Genomic DNA, 15545 nt, shown 5'->3' with positions numbered 1-15545 from the left:
CGAGTGGGGTTCGAGGCGCTACCTGGACGTGACTCTGCTGGAGGGGTAGCCGCACCGGACGGCGGGCCTATGGGACTGTCGGAAAGTGCGCAAGATTCTTGACGGTACCAAGAGCGCGGCTCGCGCGTCCACGTCATCGTCTGCCAATCCACCGTCATGTCGACCATGCGTCCTTTCTCTCGCAGCCGCCGCCCAAGAACGGGCAGGGGCGGCAGCAATTCCCATCCATCCACATACCATGCTAAAACTCAAAACGGCGTGACGCTCGCAAGATCGCACCTATAACAGCGCGGGGGCTCCGGCAGAGCGCGCCGGAGCCCCCACGAGCTGAACGTTATCGAGCGCGTGCGACGTGACGCACAGCAGACGCCCTTACGCGTCCTTCTCCACCGCGCGCATGATGGCCTTGTAGACCTCCATGAGCGGGATGATGAGGAACGCCAGACCAAGCGCAGTGGCAAGCGCCTCAGGCGGCAGAACCATAAAGCCAAAAGCGTTGGCCAGAGGATCGAACTCCACCACGACCACGGTGAGGATGAGCGCGAGCAGCGCTGCGCCCCAGAGCCACATGTTCTGCTTCTTCATGGTGAAGAGCGACTGGCGACGGCTGCGCATGTTGAAGCAGTGGAAGATCTCGACCATGGAGAGTGTGATGAACGCCATGGTGACGCCCTCTTCATCGGCGGTGCCGGCAATCATATCGGCGATGTCGATATAGCCCATGTCGAAGTACACGCCCGCAAAGAAGCTCGCGAGCACGAGCGCGGTGATGATGACGCCCTGCACCACGATGTCGACGCCCATGCCGCCGGCAAAGACGCCGTCGGAGGCCTTACGCGGCTTGCGCTTCATGATGTTGCCCTCGGCGCCCTCCATACCGAGCGCGAGCGCCGGGAAGCAGTCGGTCACGAGGTTGATCCAGAGCAGCTGCACCGGCTGGAAGATGGTGAAGCCCACGAGCGTCGCCACAAAGACCGAGAGCACCTCGGCGATGTTGGCGGACAGGAGGAACTGGATGACCTTGCGGATGTTGTCGTAGATGCGACGGCCTTCCTCGACCGCGCTCACGATGGTGGCGAAGTTGTCGTCGGCGAGCACCATGTCGGCCACGTTCTTGGTAACGTCGGTGCCGGTGATGCCCATGCCGACGCCGATGTCGGCGCGCTTGATGGACGGGGCGTCGTTCACGCCGTCACCCGTCATGGCGACGATGTTGCCGCGGCTCTTCCAGGCGTCGACGATACGGGCCTTGTGCTCGGGCTGGACGCGCGCGTAGACGCTGTACTCGGTTACCTTCTCGTGGAAGTCCTCGTCGGAGATCTTATCGAGCTCGGCGCCGGTGATGGCGTGACCCGCGCCCTCGCCCTCCAGGATGCCGAGGTTCCGGGCGATGGCGACCGCGGTGTCGATATGGTCGCCCGTGATCATGACGGGACGGATACCTGCCTCGCGCGCCTCGGCGATGGCGGGTGCCACCTCAGGACGCTCAGGGTCGATCATGCCGGAGAGGCCGCAGAACACGAGGTCGTGCTCAAGCGCCTCGGGCGCGCAGTCCGCCGGAATCTCCGTGTGCGTACGGCTCGCGAGGGCAAGCACGCGCAGCGCGTTATTCGCCATGTCCTTGTTGGCGGCGAGAAGCTCGGCCTTGCGCTCCGCGGTGAGCGGGACGATCTTGTCGTTTTCATACACATGCGTGCAGAGGTCGATCACGACGTCCGGCGCACCCTTGGTGTACTGCTCGTAGGTGCCGTCGGCCTCCTCGACCACCACGGACATCATTTTGCGGCCGGAATCGAAGGGTGCCTCGCCCACACGCGGATGCTCGATGTCGAGCCCGGTCATGCCGGCCTTTGCGGCGTCGTTCACGAGCGCGCACTCGGTGGGCTCGCCCTCAGCCTCGCCCTTCTCCTCATCCCACTTGGCGTCGGAGCAGAGCGCCATGCCGGCGAGGAACTTCTCCTCCGGCGCGGCGAGCTCGTGGCGGACGACGGTCATCTTGTTCTGCGTGAGCGTACCGGTCTTGTCCGAGCAGATGACGGTGGTGCAGCCGAGTGTCTCGACCGCGGTCATCTTGCGGATGATGGCCTGGCGCCTCGCCATCTTGGTCACGCCCATGGAGAGCACGATGGTGACGACGGCGACAAGGCCCTCGGGGATCGCGGCGACCGCGAGCGACACGGCAACCATGAAGGTGTCGAGGATCATGGCGGGGTTCGAGCCCAGCTCGCCGAAGTGGCGGATGATGTCGACGGCGAAGATGACCACGCAGATGCCGAGCACGAGCTTGGTCAGGATGACGGAGAGCTCGTTCAGCTTCATCTGGAGCGGGGTGAGCTCCTTCTTGGCGGTGGTGAGGGCGTCGGCGATCTTGCCCATCTCGGTCTTCATACCGGTGGCGACCACCACGGCGCGACCGCGGCCGTACACCACGGTGGAGCCCATGTAGCACATGTTCTTGCGGTCGCCGAGCGGCACGTCGTCCACCCCTTCAGCAAGGGCGATGGCATCGACGTGCTTCTCCACGGGCACGGACTCGCCGGTGAGCGCGGCCTCCTCGATCTTCATGCTCGCGCTCTCGAGCACGCGGCAGTCGGCAGGAACCGAGTCGCCCGCCTCGAGCACGATGACGTCGCCGGGGACGAGGTCCGCGGAGGGCAGGTGAACCATCTTGCCGTCGCGGATGACCTTCGACTGCGCGGCGCTCATCTGCTGCAGCGCCTCGAGGGCCTGCTCGGACTTTGCCTCCTGCACGACGCCGAGCACCGAGTTGATGATGACGACGGTCAGGATGATGATGACGTCGGCCCACTCGGGCTCACCCTGAATCATGCCCGTGGCGGCGGAGATGACCGCGGCGACGATGAGCATGATGACCATGGGGTCGGCCATCTGCTCAAAGAAGCGCTTCCAGAGCGGGGTCTTCTCCTCCTCCTTGAGCTTGTTGGGGCCCACGGACGCGAGGCGACTCGCCGCCTCGCCGGCCGCAAGGCCCGCATCGGCGCTCGTGGACTGTGCCTCGAGCACCTCCTCGGCCGAAGCCAAGTATTCCTTTTGCATACCGTTTCCCTCCCGGGAGCATCAAGCCGCCCTGCAGATTGACGCCCGATCATAATTCCCCGGCAGCCGGGGCAAGGGCTCGTCAAGGCTGCCGTGCTGGGCAGCAGCTGACAATGTTCTCTATGGTACCGCAAATCGATGCCGGGCCATCTAAATTAACGCGGTTAACCGGACCCCGGCGCGCAGCGTGCGTAGCGCTTGTATTGTCCTTATATCTATCAAAATTCGGTGTGCGGTCAAAAAATGCCGCCGTACGGTTGCAAAAACCCTTCTATAATGCGCGATGACGTACAAGAGATAAGAGAAAGACCACTGGAGGACGGATGTACAAACACACTAAGATCGTGTGCACCATGGGCCCCGCCTGCGACAACGACGACACCCTGCGCGAGATGATCAAGGCGGGCATGAACGTCGCCCGCTTCAACTTCTCCCACGGCTCCTACGAGGAGCACCACGGCCGCATCGAGCGCGTCAAGCGCATCGCCGAGGAGCTCGACACCCCCGTGGGCATCCTGCTCGACACCAAGGGCCCCGAGATCCGCACGGGCCTGCTTGAGGACCACCAGAAGATTTCCGTCAAGGCCGGCGACAAGATCATCGTCACCGCCGAGGAGACCTCCGAGGAGCGCCTCGGCAACGCCAGCCACATCTCCCTCGACTACCTGAACCTCCCCCACGAGGTTCGTCCGGGCTCCAAGATCCTTATCGACGACGGCCTCATCGGTCTCATCGTCGACTCCATCGACGGCCAGGACATGCACTGCACCGTCGAGAACGGCGGCGAGATCGGCGAGCGCAAGGGTGTGAACGTCCCCAACGTCGAGATCGGCCTGCCCGCCATCACCGAGCGCGACCGTGAGGACATCCTCTTCGGCCTCAAGGAGGGCATCGACTTCATCGCCGCCTCCTTCATCCGCGACGGCAACGCTGTGCGCGAGATCCGCAAGCTCTGCGACGAGAACGGCGGCGAGCACGTCGGCATTTTCCCGAAGATTGAGTGCGCCCTCGGCGTCAAGAACTTCGACGACATCCTGAAGGCCTCCAACGGCGTCATGGTCGCCCGCGGCGACCTCGGCATCGAGATCCAGCCCGAGCTCGTGCCGCACATCCAGAAGACCATCATCGCCAAGTGCAACGCGGCCTACAAGCCCGTCATCACCGCGACCCAGATGCTCGACTCCATGATCCGCAACCCGCGCCCGACCCGCGCCGAGGTCGCCGACGTCGCGAACGCCATCTACGACGGCACCGACGCCGTCATGCTCTCCGGCGAGACCGCGGCCGGCAAGTACCCGGTCGAGGCCGTCCGCATGCAGGCGTCGATCGCGCATGAGACCGAGCAGCACATCGCCGCGCACGGCCCGCTCGAGGTTCCGGCCGGCAGCCACGGCACCCGCGTGATCAACAACGTCGTGGGCCTCTCCGCCGTGAACATGGCCACCACCATCGGCGCCAAGGCGATCATCGTCCCAACGACCACCGGCCGCTCCGCGCGCCTCATCTCGCACTTCCACCCCAAGACCCCGGTCGTGGCGTTCTCGCGCCATAAGTGGGCCGTGCAGAAGATGATCATGTACTGGGGCGTTGAGCCGCACTACGCCGCCATCACCCAGGGCACTGTCGACGACACCGTCCAGAAGGCCATCCAGGCCGCCAAGGACTGCGGCTGCGTTGAGAAGAACGACCTCGCCGTCGTGACCGTCGGCGATCCCAAGACCTCCATCGCACTCGCCGACAAGATCACGTCCACCAACGTGGCGTACGTCGTTCAGGTGCACTAAGCGCGCTTGCGCTCGACACCGCACGAACCCTTGAGGCGCTCGGCTCCGGCCGGGCGCCTTTTGCTATGCGTGCGCACCGCCAGGCGCACCGCGCCCGCGCAATCGCTACGCCAGCATGAACCGGCCCAGGTCTTGGCGGCGCGTGATGCCGAGCTTGCGCAGCGAGGACGAGATGTAGCTCTTCACCGTGTTGGGTGATACCCCCATATGCTGGGCGATCTCCGCATTGGTCCATCCGCGCGCCGCGAGCATGGAGGCGGTGAACTCCGTAGTGGTGAGATTGTCCGCAACATCGTCGCCCGTCGCCGGGTTGTGCACGCGCCGCCATCCCGCAGAGAACCGATAGGTGATGTCGATGATGCGTTTGAAGTCCTCCGGCCATCCCGGCTTGATGACGGCCTCCAGCATCCCGCCGAGAAGCCCGTGGTGCTCGCCGAAGCCCTCGATCAGGTCGTCGGGGCGCGCCAGCTCCCAAGCGCAGAGGAGATGCTCGCGCGCCTCGGTTGGCCTGCGGAGCGCCATAAGGTCCATCACGGCAACAAGGTGCAGGTAGATTGCGGGAATGGGGTACGTCTCATCCGCACCCATGAGCGCGGTCTCCGCGATGCCGAGGCTGCGTGCGTGGTCGCCCGCCAGGTAGGCGGCATGCGCCTGCACATAGAACGCGAAGGCGCGCAGGCCCGGGGGCAGAAACGGAAGCGCATCGATCACGTCGGGCGCATCTTCGGGGTCCTTAAGATGCAGCAGCGTGCTTGCCGCCCGGGAGATGAAGCCTTGGGCGGCACGGAGCTGCGGCGTCTCGAGCGACGAGCGCTCCAGCGCGCTCAGCGCCCCTTCGAGCGCTCGGCGGGAACCGTCGATATTACCCAGCGGCAGGTTGGCGAAGGCGTAGATGAGGTGGGCGGAAAGGCGGATCTCGACATCGTCGCTCGAAAGATGGAGATTCGCCAGAGCAACCGCCTCGTCAGCATGCCCCGTGAAGTAGAAAAGCTCCGCACGAGCGATATCTGCCCGCGGGCCCGCACCCAGGGAATCAACGAACTCCCGCGCGTGCCCCGGCTCAAACGCCGCGTTGAGAAGCGGCATCAAGTTAGCGTAGTCACCGGGTTGGCGCTTTGCTTGCTGTGCATCGTCGAGCGTAGCGGATTCGCGACGCGGGTCCTGGGGCTTGCGCGCGCTCGCGGGAATGCCCCATGAACGGCCGAACCGCACCGCCCCCGCGATGCGCCCATCAGCACACAGGCGCTGCACCAAGCGCTCGGTCACGCCCCAGTGCTGCGCTGCCTCGCCCACCGTCATATATTCCACGACTACTCCCCCGTGTCGCCCCCTGCAGAAATGTGCTCCCCCACACTATGCCACGAAAGGCCATAGGGCATGCACATGCGCGCACTTCATTTCCCTGAGCGCATCATCCATCGTTGAGCACCGCTCAACCATCTTTGAGGAAAATGGGTGATGCTGCTCCCTGCAGGGGCGGCTGCTGGATGGGCTGGTGTCGCCGGAGGGACCGATTCTCATACCCAAGGTTGGTACGAGCGAATCGCATTTGAGGAGATATCGTCCTCCCCCATGATCGCCCGCTGGGGGTCGAGCGTGTCCCTCCACGTAGCTGCATCTTTTTGCGCGCGGCGCGCATCGACCTCGCCCATGGCCACCAGGGCATCGAGGTCGCGCCGATGGTCGCAGAGCGCGGCCCAGATCACCAAGGTATCGAGAGCCGAGCGCTCAAGCAGCCTGCCCACCCACGAGATACTCGCGGGCAGCCGTGCGGCGAGGCGGCCCTTGAGCCCGTAGCGAGCTTTCAGGCCGCGCCGGCAGGCGTCGGTGTTCAGCATGAGGGCCTGTCCCCTAACCGCCCATGCGAAGGCGCTCCCATAGCGGTCGACGCGCTCCGCATCGGAGAAACAGGCGGTATCGACCCAAAGCTCCCTCCAGCCCGCATCGAAATACCCCAGTCCCGCCTCGCGAACCGTGCGCACCGCATGGCCGTAACGCCCCGCAAGGTCGTCCCCGTCGAGCGGCATATCAATCGTGCAGCGGAAGGGCTGCGCCACCGTCAGAGTCTGCTCGGGCGACGTGTCGAACGTGATGCACACCGCATCCCACCAATCCAACTCGTGCGCTCCGTGGAAAAGGACGGTCGCTATTGTTGCCATTATTGCTCCTTTCACGCGACTGTAGCCATAATACTATAGTATATTGTTGCATTATATCGACTAATATACTACATTGTTCGTAAGATGCTAAGGCAATTTAGCCGACGGGGCCGATTTAGGAACCAGGAACACACCCGGTGCAGAGAGGAGTACCAATGAAGACGACGTATCACGGGGTCATCGCCCTCCACCTCGATTCCGCAGCAGCCCTGTGCCATGCGCGCGGCGCACTGGTGGATCTAAGGGGCAAGGCCGACGCCGCCGACCTGAGCGCGCACCCTGCTTTCTCAACCGAGATGGAGCTCGATGCCCACCTTGTCGCAACATGGGCAACCTACGATGGGGGCGTTGTCGCCAACCCCCGCAGCCGGTCCCGCCCCCTTCCCGCAGACCGTGAGACGGGAGAGGAGCTCATCCAGCTGTATCGGCATGTGCTCCACCGCGTTAAGGACGCGGCCCCGCCTTTTTCGACACCGCTGAGGACGATGTGACCTGGGCCATCGTGTGGCCACGGCCCCTCCCCGCATCTATAGAGACCCTGCTCGCCCACCGTTGGGCGTTTTGGGCAGCCGCCGAAGCGCTTGCCGAAGATGGCTATCGCCTGCTTGCACTCGACGCCGTCGTCTGCGAGATCCGAGGCCGCCTCGCAACGGCACGCGCGACCAAGGGCGCCTCGCGCAAACCCGGTCCCCTGAGCGCCGCCGCGCTCGACGTCGCCGTTCGCTGGCTCCGCGCGCACACAGAAGTAACGTTCCTCGAGCACCAGCTTCTTCCCAACCCCGTCAAGCGCCCGCGCGACCTCGGCTTCTTGGGGCTGTTCGCCACCGGCGCCCTCGTAGAGGCGCTCCGCGACGCGGCGGAATGGGCCGAAGGGGTGTGGGAGAGCGCGGTGATGGACGAGGCCTGGGTGCGGCGGCGCGGCGCGGCCTCCCCCTACCGCATCGAGCGCGGGCTCACGCGCTTCACCGCGCATCGGTCGTTCGCCGTCGCTCGCGAACAGGCGGTTGCCGAATGGAAAAGCGAGCTACCCGATCGCCTGCTGGAAGACACGTGCGATGCTGTCGCCGCTTACCTCAAGCTCAAAACTGGCGTCGAGCTTCCCGTCGAGGAGCTCATGCATCACGCACGCGATAACAGCCCCGGGGGCACTGCCTATCGGCTGGGCGAGGAGCTGCCCGCCCGCCTCGGATTTGCCTTGGCAGCAACCGTGCACGACCTCCCCTGGCCCTCTCCCTGCGTCGAGAACGACGACGAGCTCGAAGCGGAGTCCCGCCAACCATGGGTCTCCCCGTGGGACGACGACCTCGGCCGTGCGCTCGACACCTACACGGAGACGCTCCGTACGCTCTTTGTCGGATGCGGCCAGGAGACGATGGAGAGCCTCGGCGGCGCTATCGCGCAAAGCGCCCTGCTCTGCCTCCGCAGCCATTGCGAGCGCGAAGCGGGTGTACCCGGGTTTTCCAACCCGCAGGGCACAAGCGCTGTCTGGGTGGGCGGCAGCCAGACCGAGCACCCGTGGTAGCCTGTGAAGACCGTGCGCAAAAGCCCTAGCACATGCTCCTGGGAACGCGTTTTGATAACGCATCACCCAACGAGGAGGAAACATGGAACTCCAAGGGATATACGGCTCCATCGCCCTTTGGGTCGATGCGAACGCGGGCGTATGCGCCACGGTGCGCGCGCTCTTTGGCGCGGAGCGGACTGAGGCCGCGGCATTTGCGGGACCGCGCGAGCTCGCCGTCGAGCTCGACGCGCCCGCCCTCGACGCATGGGCATCAGCCGAGCACTATGCGACCGTCCTGCAAAACGCGCCGCAACGGTCCAATCTTACCGAAGCGTCGTCCTCAGGGCGCGCGCTCGGCGCCGACACCGAGACGGACTTTCTTTCCGATGAGCAGAAAGCTGCGTACCTCGACGGAATCGAGCAGGGACTCGGCCGTCTGTACGCCCGGGTAGTGGGCGCCGTCCGCGCCGCCGACCCGCATTTCTTCTGGGCCGCCTCGGCAAGCGCTTGGGTGCTCTGCCTGCCCGACGCGCACTTTGACGCCCCCGACGACCGGGCGCTTCTCAACGTGCACGGCCGAGCGCTCCTCAGGGCGGGCACGGGCACGGTGCTCGTCGTTGTGGACGATGTCTGCGAGCTCCCCTCGATGTCTGCGGCGCTCACCGTCGGCGCGCGCCACCTTGCAGAGAGGGATGAACTTGCTCGCATGCACCGACGCCTTATCGCGCCGCGCGGCCCACGCGATGCGTGGGGTGCGTTGGGAGCCGTTGCGCGCGGCGCACTCGCCCAAGCATGGCGCAATACGTCCACTGAAGTGCTCGAAACCTGGGAGCGCGCCGTTTCCGACGAGGCCGCGGTCCGCCGGGGCGAGGGCCTCTCGCCATGGCGGCGCGCGCACGAGAGGCATGCGCTCGATCCACGCGAATCCGCCTCTGTCATCGACGAGCAGATGAAAGAGGCGCTCGACAGACTCAAAAACGCATCGCTCATCGGACGGGCACTTCTCGCCATCATCCGATGGGCACGCGACCTCTCCGGCCTATCCGTGGATAGCGAGTACCTGGTCAGCGCCCTTACCTGGGACACCGCACTCGCCGCCGATGTCATACGCATGGGCGATGTCATAGCGCGCGACTATCCCCGCGTGCTCGAGCGCGCCACGCGCTCGCTCCCTTGGCCAGCCGCCCGTCCGCCCGAGGGCAGGCTGATTCCCCCCGATGCCGGACACGCCTGGAAGCCCCAAGTGGCAGAGGGTGCGCTCGCTCGGGCCCTCGCTAAGGCGCGTCCCACCCTCGGGCTCGAACTCGAGGGCTTGGGGCTCGAGACCGTTGAGGCTGCTGCGCCGCGCATCGCCGAGCTCGTGTACCGCACGTTCGCCTTCGAGCTCAAGCGGGCCGTCGACATAGGGGATGACGGCGTCTCGTACACCGTCATGCACACCGCGATTCCACCCCAGGTGGCGGTTGCAGAAGATTGACGCCGGGTGCGCGAGACAATCTAGCGGGGACCCGCCCCCTCCTCGTCGCGGAACGTCAGCAGATTGCGGTAATCGGTGCCGCGCGGTCGCACGCGGTCGGGATCGCGGAAGAAATCCCGCGAGAGCCGCCTGATCACGGGAGCGAGCGCAATCAACGCGATGAGGTTGGGGATCGCCATAAGGCCGTTGAAGAAATCGGCGAACTCCCACACGGCGTCGAGGTTCGCCACGCAGCCCGCAAACACCATGGCCACATAGGCCACCTGATAGACGCGGACCGCCACACGGCTACCGCGGCGCCCACGGAACAGGTACTCCACGCACTTCTCGCCGTAGTAGTACCAGGCGATGAGCGTCGCGAAGGCGAAGAGCATGAGGCCCACCGTCACCACGTACTGACCGCCCGGGATGCTCTGCCCAAAGGCCGCCGAGCTCATGGCGCCCTCGGACATCATGGGGTCGGCGCACCAGAGACCTGAGGTGATGATGACGAGTCCGGTGATGGTGCACATGACGATGCTGTCGAAGAACACCTCGAACGTGCCCCACAGCCCCTGGCGGGCGGGATGGTCGGTATCGGCGGAGGCGTGCGCAATGGGCGCCGAACCCATGCCCGCCTCGTGCGTGAACACGCCGCGCGACATGCCGACGCGGCAGGCATACATCACCGTAGCACCCAGAAAGCCCCCGGTAGCGGCGGTGCCGGTGAAGGCGTCGCGGAAGATCATGGCGATGGCAGCGGGAATCTCGGCCGCGTTGAAGACGAGCACGATGGCGGCGCAGACAAGGTAGAAGATAGCGGCGAAGGGCACGAGCAGCTCGGTGATCTGCGAGATGCGCTTTATACCGCCGATGAGGACAAGGCCGGCGAGCAACGCCACGACGGCGCCGATGGCGGGGAGAGGAATGCCGAACGTCTCGTTGACGCTCACGGCGAGGGAGTTGGCCTGCACGCTCGCCCCGATGCCGAAGGACGCCAGAAACCCGAAGGTGGCGAAGAGCGCCGCGAGCCACTTGAGACCGAGACCGCGGGAGATGTAGTACATGGGGCCGCCCACGATCTCGTCGCGCTCGTTGCGCGTGCGGTACGCCACCGACAGCGTGACCTCGCAGAACTTGATGACCATACCCGCAAGGGCGCTCAGCCACAGCCAGAAGATCGCCCCCGGACCACCGGTCGCGACGGCAAGGGCCACGCCCACGATGTTGCCGGTACCGAGGGTTGCCGCAAGGGCGGTGCAGACCGCCTGGAACGGCGAGATGGCGCCCTGCTCCAACTCGGATTTGTCCGGTCGGCGGAAAAGCGTCTTGGTGGTATAGCGCATCACGACGTTGAAGCGTGCAAAGACGACGCCCCGGGTGACCACGAGCAAGAATGCGCCCGTTCCAATCATGAGCACGACCATGGGGATACCCCACAGCACGTTGGCGTTGAGTGCGGCCAAAAGCGACATAAATTGGTCAAACATGCATGTTCCTCGTCAACGGTTCTCGTATAACGGTGTGCGAAGATTGTAGTCTACGCTATCCCTGTTTCCGTTGCATGACGAACCGACGCACCTCCCGCACCGTAGCAGCACGCGAGTCCCGCGCGAATCCTACGAGCTCCGTTTGACCGCGTCCCGAGGCGCTACCGAGGTGCTAACCACCGGTTGGGGAAAGACGTGCCGGCAGCCTCCCCTGCGAGAGCTTTGCACGGCGTTTTGCCGGGCGCTCTGGCGGCATCTCCCGTAGTGCGGCTACCTTGCGGAGCGTTTCGCCGGGCACCCGTCGACGCCTCCTCGCCACCGTACATCACCGCGTACATTGCAGGCTCTTTTGCCGGCGCCTCGGTGCAATATCGGGCGCAATGTACGGAATGGTGCGCTGCGAGGGCCCAAACGGGGCGGCGAGTACATTGCAAGGGAAAATGCACAGGTCTCTACCTGCACGTTTGCCGACCGTACATTCGCGCGCACATTGCCGGGTTCTTTGCCGCGGGAAATGTCCCGAGGCCCGGGCAAAACGCGCGGCAATGTGCGCGCGAATGTACGGTCCGTGCGCGGCGGACGGCCGGTGCGGTCTTGGCCGGGCGCTCGCGCCGATGTGGCGAGCCCGAGCGGGCGATGCGTCCGCCTACGGCAGGCGCATCGCCACCGCCTCATCCGCCGCATCGAGGTTCTCGGCAAACACGTGCTCAAAAAAGTCCGACGTCAGCAGCCGGTAGCGCGGGTTCTCATCCCCATGGTTGGTGCGCACCGTCTCGTGCGCAACGCCAATGGTAGTGAGAATCGCCTGCTCATCTATCTCATACTGCGGAAACGCCCGCACCGTAGCTATGAGGCGCGGCGTGGCGCGCGGGATGAGGTCGAGCGGGAGCGCCTTGCCAAACAGGTCGAAATCGCCCTGCTTCTTGATGCGAAACTCCTCGCTCGGCTTGCCGCCGTGCGCGTCGAGGAACTCGTTGACGCGCGTGTTCCAGAGATTGTCCGCCATAAGATGCGACCACGTACCCAGCAACAGGTCGAAAAGCGAACGCTCGAGGGCCGCGGGCGATACGTCATCGTCGGCGGAGACGGCCTGCCACACCGGCGGCTCGGCGTCCTCGTAGCGTTGCGGGTAATGGGAGCGGCTGACATAGTCCTGCTCGACGCGCAGGGACGCCGCGGGTATGCGGTCGGCCTCGCTCACCGCGCACCCGCCCGGACGCACGCCCAGGCGCTCTGCCGCGGGCGCCACATACGTATCCCAAAACTCGCCTTCACGCGGCTTGGGAATGTGGGACGGCGTGGCGAAATGCGTGATGCGGTAGGGGATGGGCTCCCTGATGGCCGGCGTCATGTAGCCGACGTAGATATCGGGGATGAGGCTGCCGAAGAGGAACGCGTTGCGATCGACGACCGTCCGCGCCACGGCGCCGCCGCGTTGAAACAGGCGCTCCGTCTGCGCGATATGTATGTTCCAGCTGGGCATACCCTGCACTCCCCCACGTTTGGACCTCGCCCGAACTCTACCTCCGCACCGGCGCTGCGGGCGCGCCTCGCACATCACCCCCGCCTCAGGCGGCGAGGGGCGTGCAAGGCGCGCAAAAGGTCCCGCGGCGCGACGCTGACAGTACTTAGCTGCGCACCTCGCCGCCGACGGCGCGGCACACCTTCTCGACCAGCTTGCCGTGCACGCGTTCGACCTCATCGGACGTGAGCGTGTGGTCGTCGGCGCGGTAGGTAAGGGCAAACGCCATCGACTTCTTGCCCGCGCCCACGCGCGCATCGTCGCGGTACACGTCAAACAGGCGCACGTCGCGCAGGAGCTTGCCGCCCGCCGAGGTCAGGCGCTGGACGAGCGTCTCGTACGTCACGCTCTCGTCCACCACGATGGCGAGGTCGACATCCACCGCCGGGTAGGTGGAGAACCCGGCGTAGGCGCCCTGATCGCGCGCGGCGCGCATGAGGGCGTCGAGGCTGAGCTCGAATGCCACCACGGGTAGCGCGATATCGTAGCGCTCGCGCACCTCGGGGTGAATCTCGCCCACCCAGCCGAGCACGGTACCGCCGGCAAGCACCTCGGCGCCGCGGCCGGGCTGGAGGAACGCGTATCCCGCGCCCTCGGCGGGACGGAAGCGCACCTTCTCCACACGCAGCTGGGCCAGGAGCTCCTCGACGATACCCTTACCGTCGAAGAAGCGCAGGGGGCGGTACTTCTGGTTCCAGGTGATGTCGTCCCACGCCCCGGACAGCACGCCGGCGATGCTCTGGCGCTCCTTGGGCAGGCTCGCGTTCTCGCGACCGTGGAAGAGCGTGCCGATCTCGTAGAGGTGCACGTTCTCCTGTCCGTGCGCCTCGTTGTAGGCGACGCTCGTCAAAAGGCCCGGCAGCAGCGTGCGGCGCATCTCGGACTGCTCGGCCACGAGCGGGCGCATGATCTTGACCGGCACGCCCCGCCCCTCGTCGGTCATACCGCAGCGGTCGAGGTCGCCGGGTGCGGCGAACGCGTAGGAGAGCGTCTCGTTAAGGCCGCAGGCGCGCATGATCTGGCCGATCTCGCGCACGAGGCGCTGATCGTGGGTGAGGCCGCCGATGTGGTTTCTGGCCGCCGGGATGGTTGCCGGCACGCGGTCCATGCCCCAGAGGCGCACGATCTCCTCGATCAGATCGATCTCGCGCTCGAGGTCGGGGCGGTTGGTGGGCACGGTGACGGTAAGCGCGTCGGCCTCGCCGTCCGCCACGGTGCAGCCGAGGCGTGCGAGACGCGCACGCATGAAGTCCGTCGAGATCTCGGCGCCAGCGATGGCGCAGGCGCGCGCCGGGCGCAGCGCGATGGTTCGCGGCTCCACGGGCACGGGGTAGACGTCGATCGCCCCCGAGACCACCGTCGCGCCGCAGCACTGCTCGAAGAGCGCCGCCGCGATGCGCGAGACCTCCGGGCAGCGGGTGCGGTCGACCTGGCGCTCGTAACGGATGGACGCCTCGGAGATGAGCGAGAGGTTGCGGCTCGTGCGCGAGATGTGGCTCGCGTCGAAGCACGCGGCCTCGAGCAGCACGTCGTGCGTCGTCTCGTCGATTTCGGAATCGAGCGAGCCCATCACGCCGGCAAGGCACACGGGACGCTCGCCGTCATCGGTGATGACGCACATGTCCGCCGAGAGCGTGCGCTCCTGGCCGTCGAGGGTCTGGATCGTCTCGCCCGCGCGCGCAGCGCGCACCACCACGTGGCGACGCCCCTCGCGCTCGGAGAGCTTGCCGAGGTCGAAGGCGTGCAGCGGCTGGCCCGTCAGCATCATGACGTAGTTCGTCACGTCGACGACGTTGTTGATGGGGCGCATGCCCGCCGCCGCGACACGGCTCGCGAGCCAGTCGGGCGAGGGGCCGATCTTGACGCCGCGCACCACGCGCGCCGTGTAGCGGCTGCAGAGCTCCGGGGCCGCGATCGTCACCTCGACGATGTCGTCCACGTGCACGCTCTCGTCCTCGTGCTGGATCTGCGGCAGCTCGATGTGCGTGTCGCGATCGAAGATGGCCGAGGTCTCGACGGCCATGCCCATCATCGAGAGGCAGTCGGGGCGGTTGGGGGTGATCTCGCAATCGAGCACGGTGTCGGCCGTCTCGTGGTACTCCGCAAACGGCACACCCACGGGCGCGTCCTTCGGCAGAATCATGATGCCCGAGTGGTCGCCCGAGAGCCCGAGCTCGCGCGCCGAGCAGTTCATGCCCAACGACACCACACCGCGGAGCTTGCTCTTCTTGATCTTGATGCCGCCGGGGAGCTCCGCGCCCACGAGCGCCGTGACGATATGGTCGCCCGCCTCGAAGTTCTGGGCGCCGCACACGATCTGGAGCGGGGCGGGAGATCCGTCCTCGCCCAGGTTGTACGACCCCACGTCGACCATCGTCACCCACATGTGGTCGGAATCGGGATGCGGCTCCTTGGAGACGACCTGCGCGGTGACGACGTGCTCAAAGGCATCGCCCACGGTCTCGATCGCCTCGACCTCGGTACCGGTGCGAATGTACTCGCGCGCGAGCTCGTCCGGGCTCTCCGGCACGTCGATCAGATCTTTTAGCCAACTATAGGAAACGCGCATGCGT

10 protein-coding genes are annotated in these 15545 nt (G+C 65.8%); 4 read left to right on the top strand and 6 right to left on the bottom strand.

Annotation, left to right across the window (positions count from 1 at the left end; genetic code table 11):
• Positions 1-372: 372 nt before the first annotated feature.
• Positions 373-3057, bottom strand: coding sequence for a cation-translocating P-type ATPase (locus B5F70_RS07140; RefSeq protein WP_087204884.1), 2685 nt, complete (start codon positions 3055-3057; stop codon positions 373-375).
• A 323-nt stretch (positions 3058-3380) separates the two neighbouring features.
• On the opposite strand from B5F70_RS07140, the gene pyk reads away from it, so the two are divergent.
• On the top strand, positions 3381-4841 hold the full coding sequence (gene pyk, locus B5F70_RS07135; protein ID WP_087204883.1) for a pyruvate kinase: 1461 nt from the start codon (positions 3381-3383) through the stop codon (positions 4839-4841).
• A 105-nt stretch (positions 4842-4946) separates the two neighbouring features.
• On the opposite strand, the gene B5F70_RS10870 is transcribed toward pyk, so the two are convergent.
• The gene (locus B5F70_RS10870; RefSeq protein WP_239463123.1) at positions 4947-6140 is read right to left on the bottom strand and encodes a LuxR C-terminal-related transcriptional regulator; all 1194 of its coding nucleotides are present in this window, start codon (positions 6138-6140) and stop codon (positions 4947-4949) included.
• A 218-nt stretch (positions 6141-6358) separates the two neighbouring features.
• Positions 6359-7000, bottom strand: a complete 642-nt coding sequence (locus B5F70_RS07125) for a hypothetical protein (RefSeq protein WP_087204881.1) — start codon at positions 6998-7000, stop codon at positions 6359-6361.
• Between the two features lie 155 nt (positions 7001-7155).
• Here B5F70_RS07125 and B5F70_RS07120 point away from each other — a divergent pair, with 155 nt between their 5' ends.
• The 3 genes from B5F70_RS07120 to B5F70_RS07110 all read left to right on the top strand — a co-directional run bounded on the left by B5F70_RS07120 (position 7156) and on the right by B5F70_RS07110 (position 9981).
• Positions 7156-7491, top strand: a complete 336-nt coding sequence (locus B5F70_RS07120) for a hypothetical protein (protein WP_087204880.1) — start codon at positions 7156-7158, stop codon at positions 7489-7491.
• Complete coding sequence (locus tag B5F70_RS07115; RefSeq protein WP_087204879.1) at positions 7488-8522, top strand: hypothetical protein; 1035 nt, start codon at positions 7488-7490, stop codon at positions 8520-8522. Before B5F70_RS07120 ends, B5F70_RS07115 begins: the two co-directional genes overlap by 4 nt.
• Before the next feature lie 82 nt (positions 8523-8604).
• Positions 8605-9981 (top strand): hypothetical protein, encoded by a 1377-nt coding sequence (locus B5F70_RS07110; protein WP_087204878.1) that lies wholly within the window; start codon positions 8605-8607, stop codon positions 9979-9981.
• A gap of 20 nt (positions 9982-10001) precedes the next feature.
• Here the strand turns inward: B5F70_RS07110 and B5F70_RS07105 are convergent, their stop codons facing one another.
• The 3 genes from B5F70_RS07105 to pheT form a co-directional block, all read right to left on the bottom strand.
• Positions 10002-11450 (bottom strand): sodium:alanine symporter family protein, encoded by a 1449-nt coding sequence (locus B5F70_RS07105; protein ID WP_087204877.1) that lies wholly within the window; start codon positions 11448-11450, stop codon positions 10002-10004.
• A gap of 646 nt (positions 11451-12096) precedes the next feature.
• Positions 12097-12933: a hypothetical protein gene (locus B5F70_RS07100; RefSeq protein WP_087204876.1), complete on the bottom strand. Its 837-nt coding sequence runs from the start codon at positions 12931-12933 to the stop codon at positions 12097-12099.
• Positions 12934-13078: 145 nt separating this feature from the next.
• On the bottom strand, positions 13079-15541 hold the full coding sequence (pheT, locus tag B5F70_RS07095) for a phenylalanine--tRNA ligase subunit beta (RefSeq protein WP_087204875.1): 2463 nt from the start codon (positions 15539-15541) through the stop codon (positions 13079-13081).
• Positions 15542-15545 lie beyond the last annotated feature (4 nt).

Source organism: Collinsella sp. An268 (assembly GCF_002159765.1).
Classification (GTDB): Bacteria; Actinomycetota; Coriobacteriia; order Coriobacteriales; family Coriobacteriaceae; genus Coprousia.
The sequence above is the reverse complement of the archived record's forward strand: the minus strand, read 5'-3'. Positions and strand labels throughout refer to the sequence as shown.

Coding starts and splice junctions, on each gene's coding strand:
- B5F70_RS07140 (WP_087204884.1), bottom strand. CDS start 3,057: ATGCAAAAGGAATACTTGGCTTCGGCCGAGGAGGTGCTCGAGGCACAG.
- pyk (WP_087204883.1), top strand. CDS start 3,381: ATGTACAAACACACTAAGATCGTGTGCACCATGGGCCCCGCCTGCGAC.
- B5F70_RS10870 (WP_239463123.1), bottom strand. CDS start 6,140: ATGACGGTGGGCGAGGCAGCGCAGCACTGGGGCGTGACCGAGCGCTTG.
- B5F70_RS07125 (WP_087204881.1), bottom strand. CDS start 7,000: ATGGCAACAATAGCGACCGTCCTTTTCCACGGAGCGCACGAGTTGGAT.
- B5F70_RS07120 (WP_087204880.1), top strand. CDS start 7,156: ATGAAGACGACGTATCACGGGGTCATCGCCCTCCACCTCGATTCCGCA.
- B5F70_RS07110 (WP_087204878.1), top strand. CDS start 8,605: ATGGAACTCCAAGGGATATACGGCTCCATCGCCCTTTGGGTCGATGCG.
- B5F70_RS07105 (WP_087204877.1), bottom strand. CDS start 11,450: ATGTTTGACCAATTTATGTCGCTTTTGGCCGCACTCAACGCCAACGTG.
- B5F70_RS07100 (WP_087204876.1), bottom strand. CDS start 12,933: ATGCCCAGCTGGAACATACATATCGCGCAGACGGAGCGCCTGTTTCAA.
- pheT (WP_087204875.1), bottom strand. CDS start 15,541: ATGCGCGTTTCCTATAGTTGGCTAAAAGATCTGATCGACGTGCCGGAG.